A 26,918-nucleotide genomic window follows, 5' to 3' on the forward strand; every position below is an offset into this window, starting at 1 on the left:
CCGGCGCCGGACCCCCGCCGGAACCCGCGAGAACGGCGGCCACGGCCTTCAGCTCCACTTCGGCCGCACCCAGTTCCTGCCTCCGCTCGTGAAGCTCTGCGCGCAGGAGGTGGAAGCGGGCCGCCCGCGGGCCCTCGCCCGGGCCGAAGGAACCGAGGACCCCGCAGCCTCCGGTTCCCGGCGCAGAAGCAGCAGGATCTCGGCCCGAGCCAGGAGCTCTTCGCCCTCCCCGTTCTCCGGCAGGAGCGCGAGCGCCTTGTCTCCGTCTCCGAGACGGGCCAGGAGCCGTGCCGCTTCCTGGCGACGGGCGAGCGGCTCATCCAGCGCCTTGCGCGCGTCGATGCGGGCGGCTGCCCGTCGCGCGTCGTCCATCCTGCCCGCGGCCGCGTGGACGTGCGCGGCGAGAAACGGCTCCCCGAGGTCGGGAGCCGCTCCGGGGGCCCGGGCGAGAAGGGCGGTCGCTTCCTCCGCACGGCCCGAACCGACAGCGTCGGCGAGTCGGACGCGGGCCTCTTCGATGTCGGTGGCCGCGCCCCGGGCTGCCAGTCGCGCGAGAAGGAGCCGGAGGTGCCCCGTGCCGGAGGCCTCGAGTCGCGCCAGGCACGAGATCCGCTCCGCCCTCGTCAGATCCGATTCGAGCCGCCGCCTCCGCTCGTCGCGCGTGAAGTGATACGCCCCGCGCGCCGAACGCTGCAGCGTACCGGCGTCGCACTCTTCCTCCAGGACGTCGGCGGCCCTGTCGGGCGAAGCGCCACTGGCGGCGGCCGCCTCGGCGAGAGAAAAGCCGTCTCCGAGAAGCGCCGCCGCACGAAGGACGATGTCGACGGGAGCGGCAGGCCGTCTCGCACCATTGCTCCGCGGGGAGGCCGCGAGAAACGCGCGGGCTCTCTGCCTCGCGGCGCCGAGAAGGCGTGCCGGATCGCCCGCCGCCTCCGCGGCCAGTTCCTCCCAGAAGCGCGAGAAAGCGGGTGCCGAGGCGAACGGGAGGTGGACGAGCCCCGAGATCTCCTCGCGTCCGAGGCGGGGAACGATGATCGGCAGGCTCTGCCAGGGCGGCGGAGCCTCGGCGCGGGTCTCGATCCTGGAGACGCCGGCCAGGGTATGCGGCAGCTCTTCCCACGCCCGGAGTGAACGCGGGTCCCAACGATCGAGGTCCCGCGCGACGAGCACGAGGGGTGGGCCCACCTCCGGAGCCGGCGATTCCCCGCGCGCCAGGGCGCGAAGGGCTCCCGCACGTGGATCGGGCCCGAGCCCTTCGGCCAGCTCCGAAAGCGGGGTCCCGTCTTCCACGGAAACCGGCGGTCCCGCTTCGGCGAACGCCGTTTCACCCGGAGCACGGCGGGCCGCGCCCCTCGCCAGCCAGTCGGCGGCGCCGCCAGCGGCGACGAGCCGCGCCCCGGACGCGGGGGCGAGCTCGCGCGGGACGGCGAGACCCAGCAGGTCCAGCGCGACCCTCTCGCCTGTGTCGCCCGTGCGGGCCAGGTCGAGAAGCAGGGCATCGGACGGGCGCGCGCCGTCGGTCGAACGCAGGACGGCCGCCACCACCTCGGCCGACCTTGCCGGAAGGCCGTCGGCGAGCGATTCCTCGAGACTCCTCCGCGCCTCCCCGACGCGCCCACTGGCCACCTCCCGCCCTGCGAGCCGGAGCGCGGTCACCCCGAGCACGATCGGCGCCGGAACCGCTCTCCAGGAAGGGACGGGCGGAGAGGCGAGCCAGGGGACGTCGCTGCTCCCGGGGCGCGTCCCGAGCTCCTTCACTCCCTCCGTGGAGAGGCCGAGACCGTGGACGCCGAGAAAGGACAGGAGACCCGCGAGCCGGACGAGGAAGCCGGCGTGCCCGGCGTCCGAAAGATCTGCCGGGAGTTGCCGGGGAGGGGGCGCCGGTCCGAGCACCCACGACCCGCCCTCCCGGCGGCCCCACGAGAAGGCGGGTAGCGAGACGTGCAGGAGTCGCCCGACTTCCGCCGCGCCGGCGAACACGTCGGGCCCGGGAATCACCCACGCCGACCGCTGCCCGGTCCTCCGCGCTGCCCGCCCTCTTTCTCCCACTCACTCTCCGAAGGTCGACGGAATCTTCGCACGCCGTGGGATCGCCACCGTGCGTCGTGCCGGGTTCCTCTCACCGGGGAGCGAGAAGGTCTGCCCAGTCATCCCAGAAGCGCGGGTACGACTTGGTGACGACCTCGGGCGTGTCGAGCGTGCACCCTCCCGGAAGCGTGAGCGCGAGGACCGCCGCCGCCATCGCCACGCGGTGGTCGTCCGAAGCGGCGAAGTCGGCACGGCGGGGCAGGCCCGAGGGGCCGTCGATGAGCAGGGCCGGGTCGCCCTCGGGGCCCTCGGTGCGAGCCGTGGCCCCCGAGCGCTCGAGAAGGTCGAGGGCTGAATGCAGGCGGTCGGACTCCTTGGCTCGGAGCCTCGACACGCCGCGAAGCCGGGAAGTCCCGCGTGAGAAGGCCTGGAGAGCGGCGAGCGGCAGCGCCGCGTCGGGCGCGGAGTCGACGTCCGCAGCGACGGCTTCGACGGCGCCGGCGCCCCTGCCTTTCACGACGAGCACGGCTCTTTCGCCGCTCCCTTCCCACCGGAGATCGCCTCCGGCCTCTGCCGCCCATCGGCGGAAGACCGCGTCGGGCTGGAGCGAGTCCGGCTCGAGGCCCTCGAGCCGGACGAGGCCACCGGAGAGGAGGGCGCCGGCGATCGGAAAGCAGGCCGCCGAGTCGTCCCCGGGCACGACGAACCGGGCCGGACGGTACGCGCCATCGGGCGCGAACGCCTCGAGCACGCGGCGGGTCAGATCGACGTAGGCCCCCGAAGCGGCGCGGCCCTCGGTCCGAACCGAGAGGCCCCCTGCTACGAGCGGCGACGCGAGGAGCAGCGCCGAGACGAACTGGGACGACACGTCGGCGCGGATCGAGACCTCGCCGCCCGTCAGCGTCCCACCTTCGATCCGAAGGGGCAGGAACCCCTCCGCCCCGAGCGCCTCGATCCGGGCGCCGCGGGCGCGCAGGGCCTCGACGAGGGGGCCCATCGGCCTCAGCCTCATCCTCGGACTGCCATCCAGTACGAAGCGGCCCGGGAGGGCCGGCAGAATCGCGAGGAGGAAACGGCCGGGGGTCCCGGCAGGACCGACGTCGAAGACCACTTCCTCCCGGCCGGATCCCGAGAGCGGTCCGACGACCTCCCAGGAGTTCCGTCCTGCCACGATCGTCGCCCCCAGCCGGACGAGCAGGCCCGACAGGACGCGGGTGTCGTCCGCGTCGAGCGGCCCGACGATCTCGCTCGGCCCCGTGGCGAGCGCGGCCGCCACGAGGGCCCGGTTCGTGACGCTCTTCGAACCCGGAATGCGGAGGGTCCCGCCAAGGCGCCCGCGAGGAAGCCTCACGCCGGCACCGGGCGGCGGACTGCCCGCGAGGCGCTCTCCTCCTCGACGAGCCGGAAGACCCCGTCGGGGCCGATCTCGGCGTGTCGCCGCTCCTCGAGCCAGGCGGGGAGTATCCGGGTGACCACGCCGTCTCCCTCGTAGAGCTTCTCTACGTGGAAGTGCCCCACGAGAAGCTCGTCGAAGCCCGCTGCCCGGGCTCTGGCTCCCTCCCGCCGGAGTTCCGCCTCAGGCAGCACCCGCTTGTGCCGGAAGTTCGTCCGGTAGAGGCGGGCCTCGGTCTTCTGGACGATCCGGCGGGCGAGCGGCCCCGGGATCAGGCCGAGCGCTGCGCGGGAGCCGGGGTTCTTGGAGACGCGCCGCCAGAACCGGTACGGAAGGTCGCGCGTGTTGATCCGGTCTCCGTGGACGAAGGCGTACCTCCGTCCGCCGACCTGGAGCCCGTCCGTGTCACCGTACGAGGCAAAGGCCCTCGCCCAGCGCGTTCCTCGAAGGAAGAAGTCGCGGTTGCCTTCGATGTACCGAAGCTCCAGGCCCTGCCGGGCCAGCTCGTCCCAGCCCACGAGGACCCGCCGGATGAGGGGGGTCTCCAGCTTCTCGCTCCCGATGAAGTAGTGAAAGATGTCCCCGAGGAGGACGATCGTCCGGAAACCCCGGGCCACGACCTCGTCGAGCGCCGCGAGGAAGTCTTCCCCGTCCCCTTCCGCCTGACCGAGGTGGGCGTCGGCGAAGACAGCGACGCCCCCGTTCCCGACCTGGCGCGGCTCCGGATAAGGGATCACGGGTGGGATTCTATCGGCCGGAGGCACTCCCCTCCGCGCACCCGATGACGGCCCTCACGCCTTCGTCCGGCTCGCGGTGGTAGTTTTCACACTTTCTGATGCGTGCTTTCGGCGCCGCAGGCGCCCTCCTCGCTGCCGCGGTCCTGACCCCGGCCCCATTCCCGGTTCACGCCGCGGCGGTGAAGCCGTTCGTCGCGGAGGGCGTCCGGGAGGGATTGACAGCCGGAGGGCGGCTCCGGGTCCTCATCGCGCCCCACGAGCCCGGTTCCAGCCCGTTCGCGGCCCCGCCCGGTCTCGAGATCGTCCGCTCCCTGTCGAGCGGACGCATCCTTTCGGGCTGGCTGACTCCCGCCGGCCTGGCGCAGCTCGAGCATGAGGGCGGGACCGCCGCCGTCGTCCTGGACCGCGTCGTCCGTCCCGCCGGGCAGGTCGGTACGGCCCAGATCGGCGCCGACCGGCTCCTCGCGTCCGGTGTCACGGGCGCCGGGCGGGCGATCGCGATCGTCGATACCGGGATCGACCTCTTCCATCCCGACTTCGGCGCGACCGCCTCCGGAGGCGGCCGCATCGTGGGGGGCTGGAACTTCGCGGACGGAAACGACGACATCTACGACTGCGACGGACACGGGACCTCGGTCGCCGGCGTTGCGGCGGGCGCCCAGGGAATCGCGCCGGGAGCCTCGATCGTCGCGCTCAGGGTCTTCGGCGCCCGCGACGGCTGCCGGGGGGCCCTCGCATCGGACGTTCTCGCGGCCGTCGACTGGGCCCTGGAGCGCCGCGCCGATCTGGGAATCGAGGTTCTCAACATCAGCCTGGCCGACGACCGGGTTCGAAGCGGCTTCTGCGACTCCGAGGATCCCGTTTCCGCTGGGCTCTTCGCCCGCGCCCGCACGGAGGGTCTCGCCGTCGTGGCTGCCTCCGGGAACTCCGGTCAGATCGCGAGCCTCTCGTGGCCAGCGTGCCACTCCGACGTCGTCAGCGTGGGGATGGTCTATTCCGCAGGACAGGGGCCGGTGGCGTGGGACGGCGCCGCGGAGTGCAGCGACTCCGTGACGGGACCAGACGTCGTTCCCTGCGTCAGCAACGCAGGGCCCGCCCTGTCGCTCCTGGCGCCAGGCATCCGGTGGGTCACGCCGACGGCGGGAGGCGGCCGGCGCACGACGTTCTCCGGAACGTCGGCGGCGGCACCGGCGGCGGCCGCCTCGCTCCTCCTCTCGAGGCAGGTTGCGTCGTTCCCCGATCCCGCTCTCGCCACCGATTTCCTCCGGCTCACGGGGGTTCCGGTGACCAGCAGCCGATCCCTGACGACCACGCCCCGGGTCGATGTCGGCGCCGCGTTCGTTTCGACCTCGCCATTCACCGGACCGTGTGAACGCGTCGCGCCGTCCGGGACGGCCGGCGGTGCCGTGGTCTGCCGCGCCACGATCACGGCCCTCGTCGGCAAGGTCTCTTCGCTGGCGGTCGCTCTCTCGATCGAGCGTCCCCGGCTTCTGAGCTTGAAGGCGTCGCTCACGGGTCCCGACGGGACCTCCGTGCGCCTCCTCGAAGACCCCGGCCTCGAAGGTACGGTCTTTCGCGAGGTCATCGGCAGGACCGTCGAAAGCAAGGAGCCCCTCTCCCTCTTCTCGGGCCGCCCGGCGTCGGGAGTCTGGACCCTTCGCCTCGAGGATGGCGTCGACCCGGCCGGCAGCCGGTTGACGAGCTGGGCGCTCGTCATCGAGCCGGAGGCGCCCCTCCTCGCCGAGCCCTCCGGGGCGCCCGCACGTCTGCTGCCGACGATCGCCCGAAACGCCGGCCGTTTCGGCTCGTTCTTCGCAACGGACATCGTCCTGTTCAATCCGGACGAGCAGGCTTCCGCCGACGTGACCCTTTCATTTCTTCCCTCCGGCCGCCCGCGCGACGTCGCATCGACCGTGAGCCTTTCACTCCCACCCCGATCCACGCGAGCGCTCGGCGACGTCGTCGGCAACGCGTTCCGCACGACGGGGTTCGGGCCCGTCCACATCTCGGCCCCGAACGACGTCGTCGTGGCCAGCCGCATCGACACGACGTCCGCCGGCGGGGGCTCCTACGGACTCCTCGTTCCCGACGTCGGTCCCGAGGGCGCGATCGGCCGGCTCGATTCTCCGGCCTGGCTCGTACCCGTCTTTCGCCCGGGAAGCTCCAGAGTCAACGCCGGCTTCGTCGAGGTCACGGGCGCCCCGGCGTCCGTCGAACTCCTCGTCCGCGACGGAAGCGGCTCGGTCACCGGCCGCATCGCGCTCGACCTCCTCCCGTTCGAGAGCAGGCAGATCAACGACATCCACCAGTCCGCGGCCGTGGCGCCGACCTCGGGAGACCTCTTCGAGGTCCGGGTCCTCTCGGGCTCGGGTCGGGTGGTGGCCTGGGCGACGGCGGTCGACAACGGCTCGAATGACGGGCTCCTCGTGACGGCCTCACGCCTCCGCCGGGATGCCTACCTCCCCGCCGCAGCGCGCTCTCCGGGGCGGTTCGGCTCGTTCTTCCGCACCGATCTCAAGCTCGCGAATCCCTGGTCCTCTCCCGTGAACGTCCGGGTTTCCTATTACCCCTCCAAGGGGGCGGGCCCCTTCCAGCTGGTCCTCAGCCTGGGAGCGTGGGAGACACGCCTCTTCGAGGACGTCCTCTCCAGCGTCCTCGGCCTGTCCGAAGACTCCGCCGGCGCGCTGAGGCTCACCGTTCTCGGGGACGTCCCCGGCTTCGTCGCTTCGAGCCGCACCTACGCCGAAGAGTCCGCCAGGAGCTACGGACTCGCCATCAGCGTCCTCGAGAACGCCGAGGCGGTGGCGGGAGAGAGGATCGCCCTCACCTTCCTCTCCTCCTCTCACGAGACGCGAACGAACCTCGGCTTCCTCGAGACGTTCGGCATCCCGACGCGTGCACGGGTGACGCTTCTCGACGCCGCCGGCAGGAGCCTCGCCGTCCAGGAGCTCCTCCTCGACCGGCACGGGGCGGTTCAGTGGAACGACGTCTTCGCGGAGATGGGCGTCGGCCCGCGGCAGAACGCCTCCGCTCTCGTCGAGGTACTGGACGGCGGGGCCGTGATCGCGCACGCGATCCGCGTCGACAACCTCACGAACGACGCGAGCTTCCTCCCCGGGCGGGTCCTCAGGCCGAGGCCCCCGGGCCCCCTCTCCGCCCGCTGACGACCTCGAATCCCGGCGCCCGCGTCCTCTCGACGCGGGCGGAGAGGAACTCCGCCCCCTCCAGGTCGATGCCGTAGCATCGTCGCGTGCCTCCCCACGCCATTCGCTGCGAGGGCCTCGTCAAGCACTACGGGGACGTCGTCGCCGTCGACGGACTCGACCTGGAGGTTTTCCGCGGCGAGTGCTTCGGGCTCCTCGGCCCGAACGGCGCCGGGAAGACGACGACGATCGAGATCCTCGAAGGGCTCACCTCGGCCGACGCGGGAGACGTCGAGGTGCTCGGGGCCCGCTGGAGCCGCGACGGGCACGCCCTCCGCGAGCGGCTGGGCATCTCCCTGCAGGAGACGCAGCTCGCCGACAAGCTGACGGTCGAGGAGACGCTCCTCCTCTTCCGCTCCTTTTACCGGAAGGGTCGCGACCCCGAAGAGCTCCTCGCCAGCCTCTCCCTCGGCGAGAAGCGCCACGCCCGGGTCGGGAAGCTCTCCGGCGGGCAGAGGCAGCGGCTCGCCGTCGCGTGCGCTCTCGCGGGCGAGCCCGAGCTCCTCTTTCTCGACGAGCCGACGACCGGCCTGGACCCGCAGAGCCGCCGCGACCTCTGGGAGCAGGTGGAGCGCTTCAAGCGGGACGGCGGGACTGTCCTCCTGACGACGCACTACATGGACGAAGCCGAGCGGCTCTGCGACCGGGTGGCGATCGTCGACCACGGCAGGCGGATCGCCCTCGGCACTCCGGAGGAGCTGATCGCCCAGCTCCACGCCACGAACGTCGTCGAGTTCGCGACGGAGCCGCGCCTGCCGCAGGAGTTGCTCGCGGCGCTGGCGGGAGTCTCCGAGGTGCACGCCACCGGTGACGGCTGGGCCCTCGGCGTCAGGACACTCGCCGAAACGGTTCCCGCCCTTCTCGCCGCCGTCGACGCGTCTTCCGCGCGCCTTCTCTCCCTCGCAACCCACCGGGCGACGCTCGAGGACCTCTTCGTCGCGAAGACCGGGCGGAAGCTTCGCGATGCGTAAGCCCCTTCCGCCCCTCGCCGAGCTGACCGTCGCCCGCCTGCGCGAGTTCCTCCGCGAGCCCGAGGCGCTCTTCTGGGTCTTCGCCTTCCCGGTCCTGCTCGCGCTCGCGCTCGGCCTGGCGTTTCGCGGCAAGGCCCCGGAGAGAATCCCCGTCGGCGTCGCCGACGGCCCCGGCGCCGCGGCGGCCGCCGCGGCCCTCGGACGGTCCCCTTCGCTCCTGCCGCGCGTTTACCCTGGCCCCGCCGGCCGCGAGGCGCTCCGCACCGGAAAGATATCCCTGCTCGTGGAGGACGACGGCGGAACCGTCTACCGTTTCGATCCGACCCGGCCAGACGCCCGCGCCGCCCGCCTCGAGGTCGACGACGCCCTCCAGCGGGCCGCCGGCCGCGAGGACCCTTTCCTGCCCCGCGAGGCCCGCGCGACGGAGCCCGGGTCGAGGTACATCGACTTCCTCGTCCCGGGCCTCCTCGGGCTCAACCTGATGGGAACCGGGATGTGGGGGCTCGGTTTCTCGATCGTCAGCGCACGGACGAGGAAGCTCCTCAAGAGGCTCGCGGCGACCCCGATGCGCCGGAGCGAGTACCTCCTCTCGCAGATGCTCGCCCGCCTCGTCTTCCTGGTCTTCGAGGTGGCGATCCTCGTCGGCTTCGGCTGGCTCGCGTTCGGGGTCGCCGTCCGTGGCTCTCTCGGCGCGCTCGCGCTCGTCTCGCTCCTCGGGGCGGCCTCGTTCGCCGGTCTCGGACTCCTCGTCTCCTCGAGGACGAAGACCGTCGAGGGCGTCAGCGGCCTGATGAACGTCGTCATGCTCCCGATGTGGCTCCTGTCGGGGACGTTCTTCTCCTGGGAACGGTTCCCCGACGTCGTGCACCCGTTCATCCGGGCGCTGCCGCTCACGGCACTGAACGACGCGCTCCGGGCGGTCATGACGGAAGGACGCCCGCTCTCGGCCCTCGGCCTCGAGCTGGGCGTCCTCGCAATCACCGGAGCGGTCTCGTTCCTCGTGGCCGTCCGAATCTTTCGGTGGCAGTGACTACCAGGGAACGGTCTTGCCGTCGGCGTCCTTCTTCGCTTCGTCCGCGGGGAGGTTGAACGGCAGCTCCACCTTCATCGTCTTGTTCTCGAGAACGAGGGTGTAGCGCCCCGCTTTCCAGGCGCCCGACGGCGCCTCGAAGAAGAGGTCTCCTCGGGTCAGCGTCGTGGGCCCGCCGCCGATCTCGTCCTGGACGATCTGCTCGCCCGGGATCGCGAAGAACGGGAGGCGCTGCTCCAGGGTCTGCCGGGAGAAGTAGCCGGTGAGCGGATCGCGGGCTACCGAGGCCTTCTGGACGACCCAGCGAACGTCCTTCAGACCCTCTGCGAGCCGTTTCTGGCCCGGCAGGCCGAGGCGCTCGCCGCCCGGCGTGAGGAGCGACACGTCCTCCCGGTCCAGGTTGACCGCCTTGCCCTCTGCCGCGAACGCGAGCTCGAGGAGGAGCCACTGCTCCTTCTCGAACGTCTGGCTGGCATAGCGCCACGAGAGCACCGCCTTCACGTTCTCGTCCTGGTGCTGAATCACGGTCTTGCCAAGGCGTTTCACCGGTGACGTCGCCGGGGCCGCCGCGGCGCTCGCGGCGAAAACGACGCTGGCCAGCAGGGCCGTCCATCTCTGGTTGCGGTGCATCGGATCCTCCTAGCGTCCCCGGGAGGGGTCGGTCCCCTGCCACGAGGGCGATCTCACGCCCACCTTTGCACATCTTGCGCCAGCTTCAGGAATCGCCTTGCCGGCGTAAACGGAATGATCCCGGGAGCCGTCTGTGTGGGTGTCCGGCCAGAAGGGAAACCCCGGGGCCGGGCGAGGAAAGGAGACACCCCATGAATACGACGACGAGGAGGCTCGCGACCGGTGCCATGGCCCTGAGCCTGCTCCTTGCCGGGAGCGCCGCCGACGCGGGACAGGGATTCCGCGGAGGGCGGGAGGGAGCTCCCGGCCGGGGCATCCGGGCCGCGCTGGCCAGCCTCGACCTGACCGACGACCAGAAGGCGAAGGTGAAGGAGCTCCTGGAGGGCGAAAGGCCGAAGTACGAGACGCTCCGCCAGGAGGGGCGCACCGCCCGCGAGGCGCTCCGGACGGCCACGAAGGCCGCCACGCCCGATCCGGCCACGGTCGGGGCAGCCTTCCTTCGCGTGGACGCCCACCGGAACGCGATGCGTGCCGAAAGGGACGCGTCGCGGCAGAAGCTCGAGGCGCTCCTCACCGCCGAACAGCGGGCGAAACTGGAGGGCTGGACCTCGGCTCATCGGCAGATGCGCCGGGCCGCCGCCGGCGCCGGTCCTCGCGCGGGTCGAAGGGGCGCCCCGAGGGCTCCGTCGAGCTGATTTCCTGCTTCCTGCCCGATCCGCGGGAGCGGCGGAGCGCAGTCGCGCTCCGCCGTTCTCGTTTTCGGGGCCCGCCCGGGCAGCGCAGGCCGCAGGCCAGGCCACTCCCGGCCGGACCCTATAATTGCCGCTCGCGAAAGCGCCCCGGACACGCACCCGCGCCGGCGAGCCGCCCACGAGACACGGGAGATACGTGACATGAGCAGCATTCCCTCCGCGTCGTACGACGTCATCGTCATCGGCTCCGGCCCAGGCGGCTACGTCGCCGCCATCCGCGCCGCCCAGCTCGGTCTGAGAACCGCGATCGTCGAGAAGGACGCCAAGGCCCCGGGCGTCGGCCTCGGAGGCACCTGCCTTCACCGGGGCTGCATCCCCACCAAGGCGATGCTCAAGTCGGCGACCCTTTTCGACGAGGTCCGGCACGCCGCCGACTTCGGGGTGAAGGTCTCGGGCGTCGAGCTCGATTTCGACGCCGTGCGCAAGTTCCGCGACAAGGTCGTCGTCAAAGGGGCCCGCGGGGTCGAGTACCTCATGAAGAAGAACAAGGTCGACGTCGTCGCCGGCTTCGGCCGGCTCGACGGCGCCGGCCGGGTGGCCGTGGCGAGCCCCGAGGGCGAGAGGGTCCTCGAGGCGAGGAGCATCCTCCTCGCGACCGGGTCGGCCCCCCGCGACCTTCCATTCCTGAAAGCGGACGGGGTGAAGATCCTCAACTCCGACCACGTCCTGAAGTCGACGCACGTCCCGAAATCGGTTCTCGTCATCGGCTCCGGCGCCGTCGGCTCCGAGTTCGCGTCGTGCTACTCGCGCTACGGGGCGAAGACGATCCTCGTCGAGGTCCTCCCCCGCCTCCTCCCCGTCGAGGACGAGGAGGTCTCGAAAGAGGTCGAGAAGTCGTTTAGGAAGCGCGGCATCGAGTGCTGGACGGGGACCGCGGTCGAGGCCGTCGGCGAGAACCCTGACGGGACTCTCAAGGTCGCCGCGAAGACGGCCGACGGAGTCTCGAAGAGCTGGGACGTCGAGTGGGTCATCCTGGCGGTCGGCCGCCGCCCCGTTACCGATGGCGTCGGTCTCGAGGCCGCGGGCGTCGTGACCGACCGCGGCTACGTCAAGGTCGACGCCTACCAGCGGACGAACGTCTCCGGCGTCTACGCCATCGGCGACTGCACCCCGACCATCTGGCTCGCGCACGTCGCCTCGGCCGAGGGCATCGTCGCCGCCGAGACGATCGCGGGGCACCCCACGGTGCCGATCAACCGCGACCAGGTCCCGGGCTGCACCTACTGCGACCCCGAGGTCGCTTCCATAGGCCTCACGGAGGCGAGGGCGAAGGAGCGCGGCTTCGAGGTGAAGGTCGGGAGGTTCGGCTTCCAGGTCCTCGCGAAGTCGGCCATGGAGCACACGAACGAGGGATTCGTGAAGATCGTCTCCGACGGCAGGTACGACGAGGTCCTCGGCGTCCACATCGTCGGCCCCCACGCCACCGAGCTGATCGGCCAGGCGGCGGCCTTCCTGCGCTGCGAAGCCACGACCGAGGAGATGGTCCGGACGATCCACGCCCACCCGACGCTCTCCGAGGCGCTCCACGAGGCCGCCGAGGCGGTCGGCGGCCACAACATCCACGGGTGACGGCCCGGACCTCTCCGTACACGGCGGCCCGGCGTGCCTCGCCGGGCCGTTTCGCTTCCGCGGGGGCAGAATGAAGATCCTCCAGCTCTGCCCGAAGGTCCCCTGGCCTCCCGACGACGGCGGGCGGGTGGCGATGCGCGTCCTCGCCCTCTCGCTCCGGCGGGCCGGGGCCGACGTGCGGACGCTCTGCCTCAACCCCCGCAAGCATCACGTCGAGCCGTCGTCGCTGCCGGAGGAGGCGAGGGACCTCCGGCTGGAGGCGGTCGACGTGGATACGTCGGTCACCCTCGCAGGGGCGCTGAAGAGCCTCGTCACGGGCACCTCGTACAACGTCGACCGCTTCTTCTCCGAAGCGTTCAGGCGGCGGCTGATCGAGGTCGTCCGCGAGGAGCGCCCCGACGTCGTCCTCCTCGAGAGCCTCTTCATGGTGCCGTACGTCCCTGCCCTGCGCGCGACGACCCGTGCGTGCGTGGTCCTGCGCTCCGTCAACGTCGAGCACGAAATCTGGCAGGGGCTCGCGCGGGGCGAACACCATCTCTGGCGCCGGCTCTATCTTCAGCACCTCGCGAGGCGCCTCCGGCAGTACGAGGTCGCCACCCTCGACGACGTCGATGCCATCATTCCCGTCGCTCAGGAAGACGCCGACTGCTACCGCCGGCTCGGCGCCACGCGCCCGATCCACGCGGCCCCGGTCGGCATCGACGCGGCCGACTACCCCGATCGCTCCGGGCAAGGCGACCCGCTCACGCTCACGTTCCTCGGCTCGCTCGACTGGACCCCCAACCTGGAGGCCGTCGACTGGTTCCTCGGAAACGTGTGGCCGCTCGTCCGGGAGGCCATTCCTCAGGCCCGCCTTCACCTGGGTGGAAGCAACGCCTCCTCCGACCTCGTGGGGCGCCTCCGCTGCGAAGGGGTCCGTTTCCTCGGAAGAGTGCCCGACGCTCGCGAGTTCATCTCCTCCGGGACCGCGATGGTCGTTCCCCTCCTGTCCGGCGGTGGCATCAGGGTCAAAATCCTGGAAGCGATGGCCCTCGGAATCCCGGTCATCTCGACCCGGCTCGGCGCAACGGGACTTGGAGTGAACGACGGGAAGCAGCTCCTTCTCGCCGACGGTGTCGACAGCTTCACCCAGGCCTGTGTCGCCCTCCTCTCGGACCGGGAAAGGGCGGCCACGATCGGTCGGACCGGCCGAACGTATGTCTCGCAGGCATTCGATACGGACGCGATCGGCCGCAGGCTCGTCGAGTTCCTGAGAACCCTGTGACCTTCATCGAAGGCTCGCGACCCTTCCCCCGAGCGAGCAAAAGGGTCCGAACCAGACCCATGGTCAACGATTAGCCCTTCTCGTCTGCGCCAAACGGGCGGAATCTGACCCAATATTGATCTGAATCGCTGGATGGGGGATGGCACGACTCTGGCAACGGGGCCGCAAGACCGGGCCGTCGATCCCGGAAAAGGAGAGCGCATTGAATACCAAGACTTTGCTGGCCGCCATGATGCTCCCGTTCGCCCTCAGCGTCGTCGGCGCGCCGCCGTCATCCGACGGGCGCGGATACAGCCAGGACGATGAACCCGCCTCGGTCGAGGAGCCTTTCGTCATCGAGGGACACGAGTTTCAGAGCCAGCAGTCTTTCGTCCAGGCCGGCAAACGGTGCGGCACCGTTCACCCGAACGACGAGGTCATGGAGGCGATCGAGGAGCAGCTCGAAATGGCGGGAACGCACCCGAGGTTCGGTGCCCTCGCGACCGGCGGGACGATCAACGTCTACTTCCACGTCATCAACAAGGGAACCGGCATCGCCAACGGCGACATTCCGCTCTCGATGATCAACGACCAGATCGCCGTCCTCAACGCCGCGTACGGAAAGTGGGCTTACTCCTTCAACCTCGTTTCCGTCGACCGGACGACGAACGCCACCTGGTACGCGATGTCGTACGGCTCCACCGCAGAGAGCCAGGCGAAGAACACGCTCCGGAAGGGCAGCGCAGCCGACTCAACCTCTACTCGGCCAACCTCGGCGGCGGCCTCCTCGGTTGGGCGACCTTCCCCAACAACTACGCGTCCAAGCCGAAGATGGACGGCGTCGTCCTCCTCTATTCCTCCCTGCCGGGCGGGTCCGCGGCTCCCTACAACCTCGGCGACACGGCGACGCACGAGGTCGGGCACTGGATGGGCCTCTACCACACGTTCCAGGGCGGCTGTAACGGCAGTGGCGACTACGTCTCCGACACGCCGGCCGAGCGCTCGGCCACCTACGGCTGCCCCTCGAGGAACCCCGACACCTGCAAGAACAAGGCGGGTCTCGACCCGATCCACAACTTCATGGACTACACCGACGACGCCTGCATGTTCGAGTTCACGGTCGGTCAGGACACGCGCATGGACTCCTTCTGGACGACCTACCGGCTCGGCAAGTAAGCAGACACGCACACGCTGACGCCTTCGCAACGGGGAGCACCCGCAGGGTGCTCCCCGTTGGGCTCTTCGGGCGCCCGCGCGACATGGGCGTTTCCTCAGATCATCCGTGAAAACGAGCCCCCGATCGAGATGGCGGCACGTTCCCACGTACTGACCCGTGCCACACTTCGCGAGATGCCCATTCCCCTCCAGCGATCCCGCGTGGCCCGCGCCGGCTCCGCTGTCCTCGTCCTCGTCCTCGTCGGCCTCGGGATCCGTACTCTGCGAGGGCGCCCGGTCGAGGCCGTCCCCGTGGTGCGTCAGGACCTCCTCGAGACTCTCGTCGTCAGCGGCCGGGTCCTGGCGCGATCGAAAGCGTCCCTCGGCGCGACGGTCACCGCGAGGGTCGAAGCGGTCCTCGTCGAGGAAGGTGACCGCGTGAAGGCCGGCCAGCTCCTCGTCCGCCTCGACGACCGGGAGGCGGCCGCCGCGCTGGCCGAAGCCCGCGCCCGGCTGGAGCAGTCGCGTGGCACGGACCGCCGGTCGGCCGAGGAAGAGCGGACGCAGGCGGCGCTGAAGCTCGCGATCGAGCAGCGACAGCTCGCGCGCATCGCCGCCCTCAGGACCGAGGGCTTCGTGAGCGAGCGCGAGGAGGACGCCGCGCGGCAGGCCCGCGACCTGGCCCGCAGCGCCGTCGCCGCCGCGACGGAAAAGGCCCGTTCCGCCGCTGCGGGCGGAGCAGACGAACGCTCCGCCGCCGCAGCCGTTGAAGCCGCCGAGGCACGCGTCGCGCAGCTGCGCGTTCTCGCTCCCGAGCCCGGGGTCGTCCTCCTCCGCGCCGTCGAGCCGGGCGACGTCGTCTCCCCCGGAAGGGCCCTCCTGACGTTGGCGCTGGACCGGGAGACACAGATCCTCGCGCAACCCGACGAGAAGAACCTTCCCGCCCTCCGGGTCGGCCAGAGGGCCCGCGCCTCGGCCGACGCATTCCCCGACCGGTCGTTCGCTGCGGAGGTGATCTCGATCTCCCCGGGCGTGGATCTGGCCCGCGGCACGGTCGACGTCAAGCTGCGTGTCCCGGATCCGCCCGACGAGCTGAAGACCGACATGACCCTCTCCGTAGAACTGGAAGTCGGGAAACGCGAGCGCGTCCTCGTCGTGCCACTGGAAGCGGTCCGCGACGCGGCTTCCGATCCGTGGGTCCTCGCGTTCCGCGGCCGGAGGGCCGTCCGGATCGCCGTGACTCTCGGCGCACGCGGCGGCGCCGTCGCAGAGGTCGCGAAGGGCCTCGCCGAAGGAGACCTCGTCGTCCGGCAGCCCGGGAAGCTCAAGGTCGGTCAGCGGGCCCGGGCCGTCTTCCCGGCGGGACGCTGAGATGCCGTTCGAGGTGCTCGTCGCCCTCCGCTTCCTGCGGGAGGGACGGATCCAGACGATCCTGATCCTCTCGGGAATCGGCGTGGGCGTCGCCGTCATCGTCTTTCTCTCGGCCCTCATCGGAGGCCTGCAGGACTCCCTCATCGAGAGGACGCTCGGAACACAGGCCCACGTCGTCGTCCGGGCCCCGGAGGACGTCGTCCGGCCGGTCACGCAGGCGTCGCCGGGGCTCGCCGTCGCCCCGCGGGTCGAGCGCCCGGCCCAGCGCCTCCGCTCGATCGTCGGATGGCCGCAGACCCTCGACCTCCTCCAGAGCCTTCCCGAGGTCCGGGCTGCTTCGCCCACCGTCGCGGGTGCGGCGTTCGCACTCCGGGGCCTCGCGAACCGCTCGGTCGCCCTGCGCGGCATCGAGCCGTCGAGCTTCCGACGGATCATCGACATGGGGCCCCGGATGACGGCGGGGGAATTCCGGGTCGACGCGACGAATGCCGTCCTCGGCGTCGAGCTCGCCGCAGACCTCGGGGTCACGGTCGGCGACAAGGTGCGTCTCGCGACCCCCGCCGGCCGCTCCGACACCTTTCTCGTCGCGGGCATCTTCGACGTCGGAAACAAGGACCTGAACGAACGCTGGGTTTTCGTGTCCCTACGGGCCGCCCAGACGCTCCTCGACCTCGCGGGCGGCATCTCCACCATCGAGCTGAAGGTCGACGAGATCTTCGCCGCCGAACGGGTCGCTGAGGAGATCGTCGCCCGGACCGGCCTTCAGGCCGACAGCTGGATGAAGCTGAACCGGCAGCTCCTCACCGGCCTGAGGTCCCAGAGCGCCTCGAGCTGGATGATCCAGTTCTTCGTCGTCGTGGCGGTCGCCCTCGGCATCGCGAGCGTCCTCGTCGTCTCGGTCGTGCAGAAGTCCCGCGAGATCGGGATCCTGAAGGCGATGGGGACGCGGACGGCCCAGGTCGTGCGGATCTTCCTCGTCCAGGGAACGATCCTCGGGCTCGCCGGCTCGGTCCTCGGATCGGCCCTCGGCGCGGGCCTCTCCTTCTTCTTCGCCTCGCTCGCGAAGAACCCCGACGGCACCGCCACCTTCCCGGTGAACCTGTCACCCGGCCTCTTCCTCGCGGCCGCCGCCATCGCCACGTTCACGGGCCTCCTGGCGGCCGTCGCGCCGGCCGAGCGGGCGGCGTCGCTCGACCCCGCGGACGTGATCCGCTATGGCTGATCCGCTCGTCGTCCTCGAGGGCGTCACGAAGTCCTTCGGCACGGAGATCGTCACCCAGGTCCTCCACGGTATCGACCTCGACATCCAGCCCGCCGAGTTCACGGCCCTCGCCGGTCCATCCGGGTCCGGCAAGAGCACCCTCCTGAATCTCCTCGGCCTCCTCGACCGGCCCACCTCCGGCCGGATCCTCCTCGCGGGCCGGGACACCGGCGGCCTGTCGGACGACGAGAGGAGCGCCGTGAGGGGGCGGAGCCTCGGCTTCGTCTTCCAGTTCCACCACCTCCTTCCCGAGTTCACCGCGCTCGAGAACGTGATGATGCCGATGCTCGCGGCGAAGGGGCGCGAGGAGAAGGGAATGCGAGAGCGGGCCTTCTCGCTCCTCGACGAGATCGGTTTGGCCGACCGCGCCTCCTACCGCGCCACGAAGCTCTCGGGCGGCCAGCAGCAGCGCGTCGCCGTGGCGAGGGCGCTCGTCCTCGAGCCGCCTCTCGTCCTGGCGGACGAGCCGACAGGGAACCTCGACACCGAATCGGGGGTGCAGGTCTTCGAGCTCCTGCGGAGGGTCTCTGCCGAACACCGGACGGCGTTCCTCGTCGTCACGCACGACGAGCGGATCGCCGCCCGCTGCGACCGGATTCTCACGATGGTGGACGGGAGAATCCGCTCGGACGAGCGCAACGCGAGGACCTGAAGGTCGAGTGCCGCCCGGCACCGCCGGGCGGCACTCCCTCCAGGCGACCCACGTCGCCTCAGAGGTACCGAAGCTCGATCGCCTTCCGCTCCAGCTCCGCGCGGAAATCGGGGTGGGCCACGTCGATGAGGGCCTTCGCCCTCTGGCGGATCGTCCTTCCGTAGAGGTTCGCCACGCCGTACTCGGTGACGACGTAGTGGACGTCGTATCGGGGCGTCACGACGCCGGCGCCCGGCTTGAGCATCGAGACGATGCGCGTGAAACGCGTCCCGTCCTTCCCGTCGCCGCTCGAAGGCAGACCGATGATCGGCTTGCCGCCGCGGGAGCGCGCTGCGCCGCGGATGAAGTCGAGCTGCCCGCCGACGCCCGAGTAGAGGCGCGGGCCGATCGAGTCGGCGCAGACCTGCCCCGTGAGGTCGACCTCGATCGCCGAGTTGATCGCCACCATCTTGTCGTTCTGCCGAATGATGTACGGGTCGTTGACGTACTCGGTCGGACGCATCTCGACGACCGGGTTGTTGTCGACGAAGTCGTAGAGCTTCTTCGAGCCGATGAGGAACCCGGCGACCATCTTCCCCTTGTCGATCGTCTTCTTCTCTCCCGTGACGACGCCCTTCTCGTAGAGCTCGATGACCCCGTCCGAGAACATCTCCGTGTGGATGCCGAGGTCCTTCTTGTCTTTCAGGTAGTAGAGGACGCCGTCGGGAATCGCGCCGATCCCCATCTGCATCGTCGAGCCGTCCTCGATCAGGCCGGCCACGTGCCGGCCGATCTGCATCGACAGGTCCGATGGAGTTCCCATCGTCGCCGTGAAGATCGGGTAGTCGACCGGGACGATCTTGTGGATCCGGCTGATGTGGATGAAGGCGTCGCCGAGCGTCCGCGGCATCTGCGGGTTCAGCTCCGCGATGACGAGCTTGGCGGACTGAGCGGCGGACCGGTTCGTCGAGACCTCGACGCCGAAGGAGCAGAAGCCGTGCTCGTCGGGCGGCGTGACGTGGATGAAAGCGACGTCGAGCGGGAGGATTCCCTCCGTGAAGAGACCGGGGACCTCGGAGAGACGGATGGGCGTGAAGTCCGCGCGACCTTCGTTGACGGCGGCGCGGACACCCTCGCCGATGAAGAGCGTATTGACCCGTATGTGCCCGGCGAACTCCGGGTCGGCGTAGGGCGTCTTCCCGAGCGTCAGGATGTGGCACACCTCGACGTCCGTGAGAAGCGGAGCCCGCTCGATCAGGGCCTTCATGAGGACCTGAGGTACCGAGCAGTTCCCCGTCAGATAGACGCGATCGCCCGACTTGACGGCCTGGACGGCCTCTTCGGCGCTGACGATTCGGTTGTGGTACGTGTGGAGCCAGCTCATCGTGGTTCGTTCGCTTCCTGTCTTCAGATGACCGGACGGGTGTAGGAAACCCGCCTGAAGTTCCGGAGCTCGCCCGCGTGGGTCACGACCCCGTGAGCGAGGGCCGGGTCTGCCGCGGCAGCCTCCTCCAGGCCCTGCACGACGACCCTCTCGATCCAGGGCGCCGCCGCGTTGAGGAAGGCGTGCGTCGAGGTCCGGGCGACGACGCCGCCGAGATTCGGGATGCAGCAGTGGACGACGCCGCTCTCGACGTAGGTCGGCGACTCGTGGGTCGTCGGCCGGGAGGTCTCGGCGCAGCCCCCCTGGTCGATGGAGAGGTCGAGGAAGAGGGCGCCCGGCTTCATCTTCCGAAGCATCGCCCGCGTCAGGATGACGGGCGCCCGCTCGCCCGGGACCATGACCGCACCGACGACGACGTCGGCGTACTCCGCAGCCCGCGCGACGTGGAACGGGTGTGCGACGACGGTGTTGAGCTTGCCGAAAAGCAGCTCGTCGATCCTCTGGAGGCGCGCAAGGTCGCTGTCGAGGACGGTGACGTGCGCTCCCATTCCCAGGAATGCCCGCGCCGCGGCTTCGCCGGCCACACCGGCGCCAACGACCACGACCTCCGTCGGCGGGACACCTGCGACGCCTCCGATCAGGCGGCCGTGCCCCCCGGCGTCGTTCTGGAGCAGGCGGGCGGCGACCTGCGCGGCCATCCGGCCGCCGATCTGGCTGAGAGGCTTGAGGACGGGGAGGGTGCCGTCGGCGAGCTGGATCTGCTCGTAGGCGATCGCGGAGACGCGTTTCTCGAGGAGGACGTCGACCTTCCCGGGGTGCGCCGCCGAGAGGTAGAGGTACCCCATCAGCGCCTTGCCGGGCTGGAGCCATTCGAGCTCCCGCATCGTGGGGCGGCTCACCTTCAGGACGAGGTCCGCCCGGCGCCACGCTTCCTCGGCGGTGTGGACGATCGTCGCTCCCGCCTGGCGGTACTGCTCGTCGGTGAACCCTGCGCCGTTGCCGGCGCCCGCCTCGACGAAGCAGGGGTGCCCGGCCCCCCGGAGCATCCGCACCCCGACGGGCGAGATCCCCACCCGGAACTCGTCGGGGCGGCACTCCTTCGGAATGCCGATGTTCATCGTGCGCTCCATCACTTCAGACCGGCCAGCTTCGCCCGGTCGACCGAGCTCCACACCTCGCGGACGAGCTCGGGAGTGATGGCCGAACCTTCGATCTCGACGAAGAAGCGCTTTCCGACGACGACGTTCAGCTCGGCGTCACCGCCGTCCTTCCTCCACTTCTCGACTCCGGGGTTGCCGTCGAGCGTGACACCCTTCTCGTACCCTTCGGTCGACTCGCGGGCGAACTGCGCGGCCATCGTGATGACGGTGTAGAGCGGCGCGTTGAAGGCCCCGTCGGTGATCTTCACCCGCAGGCTCCGGCCCTCGGCAGAGTAGCTCTGCTCGGCCGTCGACACCTTGAAGCCCATGGCGTTCGTCGTCTCGCCGCGCGGCTCGCCGTCGGCCGCAAAGTCCGACGGGGCTTTCGGCAGGAGCTCGATGAGCCTGGAGAAGTGGATCGGCTCGACCGCCTTCATCTCCGCCGATTCCTTCGCCGCCTGCTCGGCTCTCTTGACGGCGTCCTGGATCTGGCCGAATGCGGCGATGGGGTTCTTCGAGAGCTCCTTCCCCTCGGCCTCGGGCGCCTCCTTCTTCCGGCAGCCTACGGACAGGACGAGGGCGCAGGCCCCCAGTACGACGAGAGTGCGGGTCGCCTTCACGGTCACGAATCCTCCTTCGCGCGGGGGCGGCTCGGACGGTGCGCCGGCACGGCCGCCCACCGGATCGCGATGCGGCGAATTCTACAGAGTGAAGGCTTCGCCGCACCTCCCCGCGCGGTCGCATTCCGGGGGTCCGGGTCGTAAAGCGACAACGGAGCCGGTTCGGGCCCGGACCGCACCCGTGACCCCGTCTGGCACGACTCTTGTAACGCCTTCGTTCGAGGTCAGACGCAGATGTCCCAGGCGAACGTGGAAAAGATCGTCGGAAGGCTCGTCACGGACGAGGATTTCCGGCGTGCTTTCCACGCGGATGCCGAGCGCGTCGTCCGAGACCTCGCAGAGAGGGGCTGCGAGCTCACACGCGCCGAGATCGCGACGCTCGTGGCACTCGACCCGCTCACCCTCGAGCGATTCGCCGACTCTCTCGATCCCCGCCTCCAGAAGGCGAGTCTCCGCGGCCCCGTGCCGCCCGCGGGGAACGCCGGGAGGCACCCTTGAGCATCCTCATCGATCGCTGCCCCGGCTCCCGGACCTGGCGGAGGAGTCCCATCCCCTTCTTCCCACCTCCTTTCCGCACCATTCCGCCTTCCACACAGGTCCACACCTCCATTTCCCCATCCTCTTTTCTCCTGCGAGAGGGCCGGGACGCCGGGGCATAGCGATCGCGAGCGGGGTGCGGTGTCCTCCGCGCCCCCCGTCAGCGAAGGCGGGTCTCGATCCAGCGGAGAAGGTCGACCCGTTCCGCCCAGCCCTGGGCATCGCTGACCTGGACGAAGGCGTCCCTCTCGGCCCCTCCGAGCATCGCGAGGACTTTCATCCGGGCCGCGACGTCGAAGAATCCCGCCACGACGCGACCGGTCGCGTCCGACGTGGCTTTGACGGCCGAGGCGGTTCCCATCAGCTCCTGACGGAATCGCCGCCCCGTGGAGACGGCCGGGATGTCGAAGAGGGCCGCGACCGGGCGCGTCAGCCCCGCCTGCGTGGGTGACGGCTCGTCGGCGCCCTCGGGCGGCGGAGGGACGAAGAAGACGAGCTGCGGCGACACCGTGGCCAGCGTGTAGCCGGCCTCCTCGAGGGCCGCGAGGCCCTCGGCCACGCGACGCAGGATCGCGACGCGCTCGGGGAGGGAGGCATCCGGCCGCTCCGTCGACAGGTAGCGGTCGAGGTCGATCGCCCCTTCGAGAAGCGGCCGGACGATCCAGACGAGGAAGAGATCGTCGCCGATCCCCTGCCGCACGAGGTCCCGGAAGCTCCCCGGGAAGAGCTCGGGGTGACGGAGACGCACCCCGTTGAGATCTCCGAGGAGGGCCCGCCTCTGCTCGTAGAACGCGGCCTCCTCGGTCGCCGAACGGAACTCGAACGGGACGCCGACGAGGCGGCGGCCGAACGGGTCGTGCAGCTCCGCGAGAGGCCGCGCCTGGCCGTCCCCCGGGGTCCGGGCCGCGAAGGCGGCGTCGACGAGCCGGTAAGGTCCGACGAACTCCTCCGGCACCCGGGCGGGCGCTTCCACCACGGGCTCCACGCGCGGAGAGGCGACGAGCCGGGCGCGATCCCCCGGCGTCGCGGCGCCCCGCAGCGACTCGAGAGCCCGGACGACGACCGGGAGCCCAGGACGCTCCCGCCAGTTGGTGGCGCACATCGAGAGAACGAGCCTCCGCAGGGCTTCCGGCAGTGCCGCCGGGAGGGCCACGGGCATCTCCTCGAGTCGCTCCTTCTTCAGGACGAGCGACGTCATGCTCGTGTAGAAGCCCTCGGGGAAGCGGCCGTTCACGATGCGGACGAGGGTGATGCCGAGGGCGTAGACGTCCTTCGTCAGGACCATCCGGCGGCAGTCCTCCTGGTCCTCGGGCACCGTCTGAACGAAGTTCTCGGGGGGCATGTACGGGAGAGTGCCGTCGAGCGTGTTCGAGAGGCGGTACTGGTACAGCTGCTCTTCGACGGTGGAGACGATGTCGAAATCGATGAGGCCGACGCGCAGCCGCGCGTCGCCCCCCGTCCGCCTCTCGTCTACGCAGAAGTTCTCCGGCTTCACGTCTCCGTGGACGAGGCCGTGCCGCGCGAGGTGAAGGAGGCCCCGCGCGCCATGCCAGGCGAGGTCGAGGAGCGCGCCGTAGGTCAGGCCCTTCTCCTTGACGTACCGTGCCAGCGTCGTTCCGGGAGCGAAGTCGAAAAGCTCGCACGGCTCGCCGTCGACGGACCCGCTTCCCCAGAAACGTTGCAGCACCGGGTGGCGGTGGAGGACGGAGAGGCGCTCCCTCACGAGCTCGTTGCGGCGGCGCCGCATCTCCTCCTCCACGGCCGACTCGGCCGGGATGAGCCGCCTGACGACGAGCGCCCGCCCGGCGAGAAGATCCGCCGAGCGGGAGACCGAGTTCATCCCTCCCTTGCCGAGGGGCTCGAGGCGCTCCAGGGGAAGGAGCGCTGGACGCCCTTCCTCTTCCGCCCACAGGAGAGAGAACCCGCGCGGCCCGACCACGTCCGTCCCGAGCGGCTCTCGGCCGAGCTCGGCCCGCACGCGATCCACGACCTGAACCCAGGCCCCCGGCGACGCGGCGATCTCCAGCGCGGCCCGCCCGACGAGCAGGCGCGCTGCGCGCAGAGACCTCGCGGCGCGCCGCCGCGGCCCGTCGGACGAAGCTCGGTTCAAGCCGCCACGGCCACCGCCCCGGGAAGGGCGGAGACCTCTCCACTCGATCGGAGCGCCAGGAACGGCATCGTCGACACCTCCGGGGACTCGGGAAGTCTAGCGGCTCGGCGGTCCCGCTTCACCTGTCCTGCGCGCTCGCGCCGGGACCGGGGCCCGGACCGCCGGCCGGCTCAGAGCGCCCAGACCCTCACCCGTCCGTCGGATCCCGCGTTCGCGAGTAGCCGTCCATCGGGCGACCAGCCGAGGCCGTAGACCCCCTTGATCGGCACGTCGATCGTCGAGAGGAGGGTACCGTCGACCGCGGAGCGGATCTGGATCGCGAAGTCGATCGACACCGCGATCCGCGTCCCGTCCGGCGAGAGTGCCGCCTGCAGCGCGCCCGGCCGCCCGAGGCGGACGGCAAAGAGCTCCTCCCCGCCGGAGACGCGTCGGAGACGGAGGGTCCCCTCGGCACCGGTCGTCGCCAGGAGCGCGCCGTCCGCCGAGAGCGCCATCGACGCCACCGCGGTCTGGTGCCCGGGATACGCCCCCGACTTCGCCCGCCCCTTCACGTCCACGCGGTGGACCGATTCCGTCCCCGCCACGAGGAGCGAGCCGCCGTCCGCCGTGAAGGCCAAAGAGAAGAGGCGCCGGTCGAGGAGCGGGAGCGTCGCCACCTCGTCGTAGTTGCCGTCCCAGAGGACCGCCCGCGCCTTCGTCGAGATCGTTGCGAAGCCGCCCGTCGGCGACACCGCCGCGGCCACCTGTCCGTCGAGGACGTCCAGCTCCCGCCCGCCCGGAAACGACCAGATCCGGACGGTACCGTCAGAAGAGCCGCTCGCCAGAAGTCCGCCGTCTGCCGAGAACGACAGCGTGTTCACGCTGGCTTCGTGCCCCTCGAACGCGCCGTCGGGCGAGAACGAGGGAACCTTCCAGAGCCGGATGCGAGCGTCCTGGCCGCACGATACGAGGGTCTCGCCGTCGGCCGTGAAGACCGCGCGCTGGGCGTGCTTTCCGTGGGCATCGAAAACCGCGATCGGCTGGGCCATCGTCGTCCTCCTGTCGGTCTTCCCGCCACCGGTCCGCGTGAGCTTACGCGCTCCGCTTCGCCCCGTGTCCACAGCGTTCGTCCGTTCCCTCGTCCCGCATCGGGCGCTACACTTCTTCATTCCGACCCGAGGAGTCGAGCATGCCCGAGGCGCCCGGAGTCCCCGCCAACCCGATAGACCGTCGCACCTTCCTGGCGGCGTGCGCCACGGCCGTCTCGTCCTGTGCGCGGTCCACGCCCGAGCCTCCCGTTCCGAAGCCGTTCGAGCTGCCGCTCGAGCGGTTTCCCACGGGTGTCCGTGTGACCGTGAGCGTCTCCGGTCAGCCCGTCGAGATCCTCCGGTCCTCTTCCGGGGTCACCGCGCGCTCTCTCCTCTGCACGCACCAGGGGTGCGAGGTCTTCTGGTCCGACGACCAGACGGCCTACCTCTGCCCCTGCCACGAAGGCAAGTTCGACGCGTACGGCAGGCCGAAGGAGGGACCTCCACCCGCCCCGCTCAAGGTCCTCGCCGCCCGGATCGAAGGCCCGCTCCTGCTCGTCGGACCCTAGCCGCCGATGTCCCTTCCCGCGCTCGTCGTGACCGGGGCGTCGGGCTTCGTCGGCCGGCACCTCCTCGAATCGCTCGCGGAGGACTACCGGATCTTCGGGATCGCTCGACGGTCCCAGCTCCGGTGCGGCGCCCCCATCCACCCGAACATCACCTGGTTCCAGGTGGACATCGGCGAGCGCGAGCCCCTCGGCGAGGTCTTCAAGATGATCCGCCTCCTCGGCGGTGCCGAGACCGTCGTCCACCTCGCCGCTCACTACGATTTCACCGGCGAGGAGCATCCCGAGTACCAGCGAACGAACGTCGAAGGCCTGAGGAACACTCTCGACTTCTCCCGCGACCTCGGGGTGAGCCGGTTCATCTTCTCGAGCTCCGTCGCCGCCTGCCGGCTTCCAGCCCCCGGCTCGGCGCTCGACGAGGCCAGCCCACCCGACGGCGACCACGTCTACGCGCGCACCAAGGCGACCGGCGAGGCCATGGTGAAGGAGTACGCGGCCTCCTTCCCGTCGACGATCGTCCGCTTCGCGGCCCTCTTCTCGGACTGGTGCGAGTACCCGCCGCTCTTCATGTTCCTCTCGACCTGGCTCTCCCCCGCGTGGAACCGGAGCATCCTCGGTGGCCGGGGCGAGTCGGCGATCCCCTACCTTCACGTCAAGGACGTCGCCGCAGCGCTGCGGCTCGTCCTCGAGAAGGGCCCGGGCGACCTCGCGCCGGGCGAGGTCCTGATCGCGAGCCCCGACGGTTCCACGAGCCACCGCGAGCTCTTCGCGGAGGCGACCCGGGACTTCGAAGGGGATGCGCGCCACCCGATCCTGATGCCTCGCCCCCTCTGCGGGCCCGGGATGTGGGCGCGCGCTCTCTTCGGCCGGCTCACGGGCGAGATGCCGTTCGAACGGCCCTGGATGGCGAAGTACATCGACCTGAGGATGACGATCGACGCGAGCCGCAGCCGGGCGCGTCTCGGCTGGGCCCCGCGCCCCCGCCTGGAGCTGATCCGGAGGCTCCCGTTCCTGATCGAGAACCTCAGGATGGACCCCCTCGAGTGGAACCAGAGGAACCGGGCCGCCATGAAGGAAGTCCACTTCCCAACGAACCTGCGCCTCCACCGCCTCCTCGAGAGGTACGAGGACGACGTCATCTCGGCGTACCACGGCCACCTCGTCGGACCGCACGGTCCCATCCGCTTCGCGAACTACCAGCGGATCACCGAGGCGGAGCACGACTGGAATCACCGCGTGGTCTTCGGCCACCTCAAGAACGCGGTGAGGACGCGCGACAAGGGCGTTCTCCTCTCGTACTGCCGGCAGCTCGCCACGCGGCGCTTCGAACAGGGCTTCGCGGCGGACGAGCTCTGCGGCGCGCTCCTCGTCCTGAACCTCGTCGTCCACCGAGTCGTGCGGCGCGACCCGGAGGCGAAAGGGATGCGCCAGGAGCTCCTCGAGTACGTCACCGGCCCCCTCCGTCTCGGGTGCGACGAGATCCAGGAGGTCTTCGACGAGCTGATCGCGGCCCGGTCGCGCCAGGCCCGGTCCGGCCCGGCGCGGCCCGACGCCCGGGAGGGCTGATCGCCCCCGCCGGGT

The 26,918-nt window shown here is 70.5% G+C and carries 21 protein-coding genes and 1 pseudogene; 13 read left to right on the forward strand and 9 right to left on the reverse strand.

All coding sequences use genetic code 11. The features are described from left to right. Positions 1–48: 48 nt before the first annotated feature. The 3 genes from IPN03_04710 to IPN03_04720 all read right to left on the reverse strand — a co-directional run bounded on the left by IPN03_04710 (position 49) and on the right by IPN03_04720 (position 4,158). The gene (locus tag IPN03_04710; protein MBK9373030.1) at positions 49–1,980 is read right to left on the reverse strand and encodes a hypothetical protein; all 1,932 of its coding nucleotides are present in this window, start codon (positions 1,978–1,980) and stop codon (positions 49–51) included. A 139-nt stretch (positions 1,981–2,119) separates the two neighbouring features. Beyond that, complete coding sequence (gene aroA / locus IPN03_04715; GenBank protein MBK9373031.1) at positions 2,120–3,379, reverse strand: 3-phosphoshikimate 1-carboxyvinyltransferase; 1,260 nt, start codon at positions 3,377–3,379, stop codon at positions 2,120–2,122. After that, positions 3,376–4,158 (reverse strand): metallophosphoesterase family protein, encoded by a 783-nt coding sequence (locus IPN03_04720; GenBank protein ID MBK9373032.1) that lies wholly within the window; start codon positions 4,156–4,158, stop codon positions 3,376–3,378. The genes aroA and IPN03_04720 overlap by 4 nt, the downstream gene beginning before the upstream one ends. Positions 4,159–4,256: 98 nt before the next feature. Between IPN03_04720 and IPN03_04725 the strand changes: the two genes are divergently transcribed. The 3 genes from IPN03_04725 (at position 4,257) to IPN03_04735 (ending at position 9,362) form a co-directional block, all read left to right on the forward strand. Next, positions 4,257–7,322 (forward strand): S8 family serine peptidase, encoded by a 3,066-nt coding sequence (locus IPN03_04725; GenBank protein ID MBK9373033.1) that lies wholly within the window; start codon positions 4,257–4,259, stop codon positions 7,320–7,322. 86 nt (positions 7,323–7,408) lie between these two features. After that, positions 7,409–8,332 (forward strand): ABC transporter ATP-binding protein, encoded by a 924-nt coding sequence (locus IPN03_04730; protein ID MBK9373034.1) that lies wholly within the window; start codon positions 7,409–7,411, stop codon positions 8,330–8,332. Then, the gene (locus IPN03_04735) at positions 8,325–9,362 is read left to right on the forward strand and encodes an ABC transporter permease (GenBank protein MBK9373035.1); all 1,038 of its coding nucleotides are present in this window, start codon (positions 8,325–8,327) and stop codon (positions 9,360–9,362) included. The genes IPN03_04730 and IPN03_04735 overlap by 8 nt, the downstream gene beginning before the upstream one ends. On the opposite strand, the gene IPN03_04740 is transcribed toward IPN03_04735, so the two are convergent. Further along, positions 9,363–9,992, reverse strand: coding sequence for a hypothetical protein (locus tag IPN03_04740; GenBank protein ID MBK9373036.1), 630 nt, complete (start codon positions 9,990–9,992; stop codon positions 9,363–9,365). 191 nt (positions 9,993–10,183) lie between these two features. On the opposite strand from IPN03_04740, the gene IPN03_04745 reads away from it, so the two are divergent. The 7 genes and pseudogenes from IPN03_04745 to IPN03_04775 all read left to right on the forward strand — a co-directional run bounded on the left by IPN03_04745 (position 10,184) and on the right by IPN03_04775 (position 17,995). Further along, the gene (locus IPN03_04745; GenBank protein MBK9373037.1) at positions 10,184–10,687 is read left to right on the forward strand and encodes a Spy/CpxP family protein refolding chaperone; all 504 of its coding nucleotides are present in this window, start codon (positions 10,184–10,186) and stop codon (positions 10,685–10,687) included. Positions 10,688–10,885: 198 nt separating this feature from the next. Further along, positions 10,886–12,313: a dihydrolipoyl dehydrogenase gene (gene lpdA, locus IPN03_04750; GenBank protein ID MBK9373038.1), complete on the forward strand. Its 1,428-nt coding sequence runs from the start codon at positions 10,886–10,888 to the stop codon at positions 12,311–12,313. A gap of 70 nt (positions 12,314–12,383) precedes the next feature. Further along, positions 12,384–13,577, forward strand: a complete 1,194-nt coding sequence (locus IPN03_04755; protein MBK9373039.1) for a glycosyltransferase — start codon at positions 12,384–12,386, stop codon at positions 13,575–13,577. 232 nt (positions 13,578–13,809) lie between these two features. Further along, positions 13,810–14,732: pseudogene (locus IPN03_04760) on the forward strand (zinc metalloprotease). A gap of 174 nt (positions 14,733–14,906) precedes the next feature. Further along, positions 14,907–16,082: an efflux RND transporter periplasmic adaptor subunit gene (locus tag IPN03_04765; protein ID MBK9373040.1), complete on the forward strand. Its 1,176-nt coding sequence runs from the start codon at positions 14,907–14,909 to the stop codon at positions 16,080–16,082. A 1-nt stretch (position 16,083) separates the two neighbouring features. Continuing rightward, positions 16,084–17,304 carry an ABC transporter permease gene (locus tag IPN03_04770; protein ID MBK9373041.1) on the forward strand — a complete coding sequence of 407 codons (1,221 nt, stop codon included), beginning with the start codon at positions 16,084–16,086 and terminating at the stop codon, positions 17,302–17,304. Further along, complete coding sequence (locus IPN03_04775) at positions 17,297–17,995, forward strand: ABC transporter ATP-binding protein (protein ID MBK9373042.1); 699 nt, start codon at positions 17,297–17,299, stop codon at positions 17,993–17,995. The genes IPN03_04770 and IPN03_04775 overlap by 8 nt, the downstream gene beginning before the upstream one ends. 58 nt (positions 17,996–18,053) lie before the next feature. On the opposite strand, the gene IPN03_04780 is transcribed toward IPN03_04775, so the two are convergent. Genes IPN03_04780 through IPN03_04790 form a run of 3 tightly spaced genes read right to left on the reverse strand, consistent with a single transcriptional unit; the run spans position 18,054 to position 21,117 of the window. Next, complete coding sequence (locus tag IPN03_04780) at positions 18,054–19,358, reverse strand: acetyl-CoA hydrolase/transferase family protein (protein ID MBK9373043.1); 1,305 nt, start codon at positions 19,356–19,358, stop codon at positions 18,054–18,056. 23 nt (positions 19,359–19,381) lie between these two features. Next, positions 19,382–20,488, reverse strand: a complete 1,107-nt coding sequence (locus IPN03_04785; GenBank protein ID MBK9373044.1) for an alanine dehydrogenase — start codon at positions 20,486–20,488, stop codon at positions 19,382–19,384. Next, positions 20,488–21,117 (reverse strand): hypothetical protein, encoded by a 630-nt coding sequence (locus IPN03_04790; GenBank protein ID MBK9373045.1) that lies wholly within the window; start codon positions 21,115–21,117, stop codon positions 20,488–20,490. Before IPN03_04790 ends, IPN03_04785 begins: the two co-directional genes overlap by 1 nt. A 234-nt stretch (positions 21,118–21,351) precedes the next feature. Here IPN03_04790 and IPN03_04795 point away from each other — a divergent pair, with 234 nt between their 5' ends. Next, entirely contained in the window at positions 21,352–21,615 is a 264-nt protein-coding gene (locus IPN03_04795; GenBank protein ID MBK9373046.1) for a hypothetical protein, read from the forward strand. A gap of 199 nt (positions 21,616–21,814) precedes the next feature. On the opposite strand, the gene IPN03_04800 is transcribed toward IPN03_04795, so the two are convergent. After that, on the reverse strand, positions 21,815–23,764 hold the full coding sequence (locus tag IPN03_04800) for a protein kinase (protein ID MBK9373047.1): 1,950 nt from the start codon (positions 23,762–23,764) through the stop codon (positions 21,815–21,817). A gap of 170 nt (positions 23,765–23,934) precedes the next feature. Then, positions 23,935–24,792, reverse strand: coding sequence for a hypothetical protein (locus IPN03_04805; GenBank protein ID MBK9373048.1), 858 nt, complete (start codon positions 24,790–24,792; stop codon positions 23,935–23,937). 140 nt (positions 24,793–24,932) lie between these two features. Between IPN03_04805 and IPN03_04810 the strand changes: the two genes are divergently transcribed. Together IPN03_04810 and IPN03_04815 are read left to right on the forward strand one after the other, a co-directional pair. Then, positions 24,933–25,340: a Rieske 2Fe-2S domain-containing protein gene (locus tag IPN03_04810; protein ID MBK9373049.1), complete on the forward strand. Its 408-nt coding sequence runs from the start codon at positions 24,933–24,935 to the stop codon at positions 25,338–25,340. Between the two features lie 6 nt (positions 25,341–25,346). Then, a complete protein-coding gene (locus tag IPN03_04815) occupies positions 25,347–26,903 on the forward strand; it encodes an NAD(P)-dependent oxidoreductase (GenBank protein MBK9373050.1) in 1,557 nt (518 codons plus the stop codon). Positions 26,904–26,918: the final 15 nt, after the last annotated feature.

It is taken from the genome of Holophagales bacterium (genome assembly GCA_016719485.1).
In the GTDB taxonomy this organism is placed as follows: domain Bacteria; phylum Acidobacteriota; class Thermoanaerobaculia; order UBA5066; family UBA5066; genus UBA5066.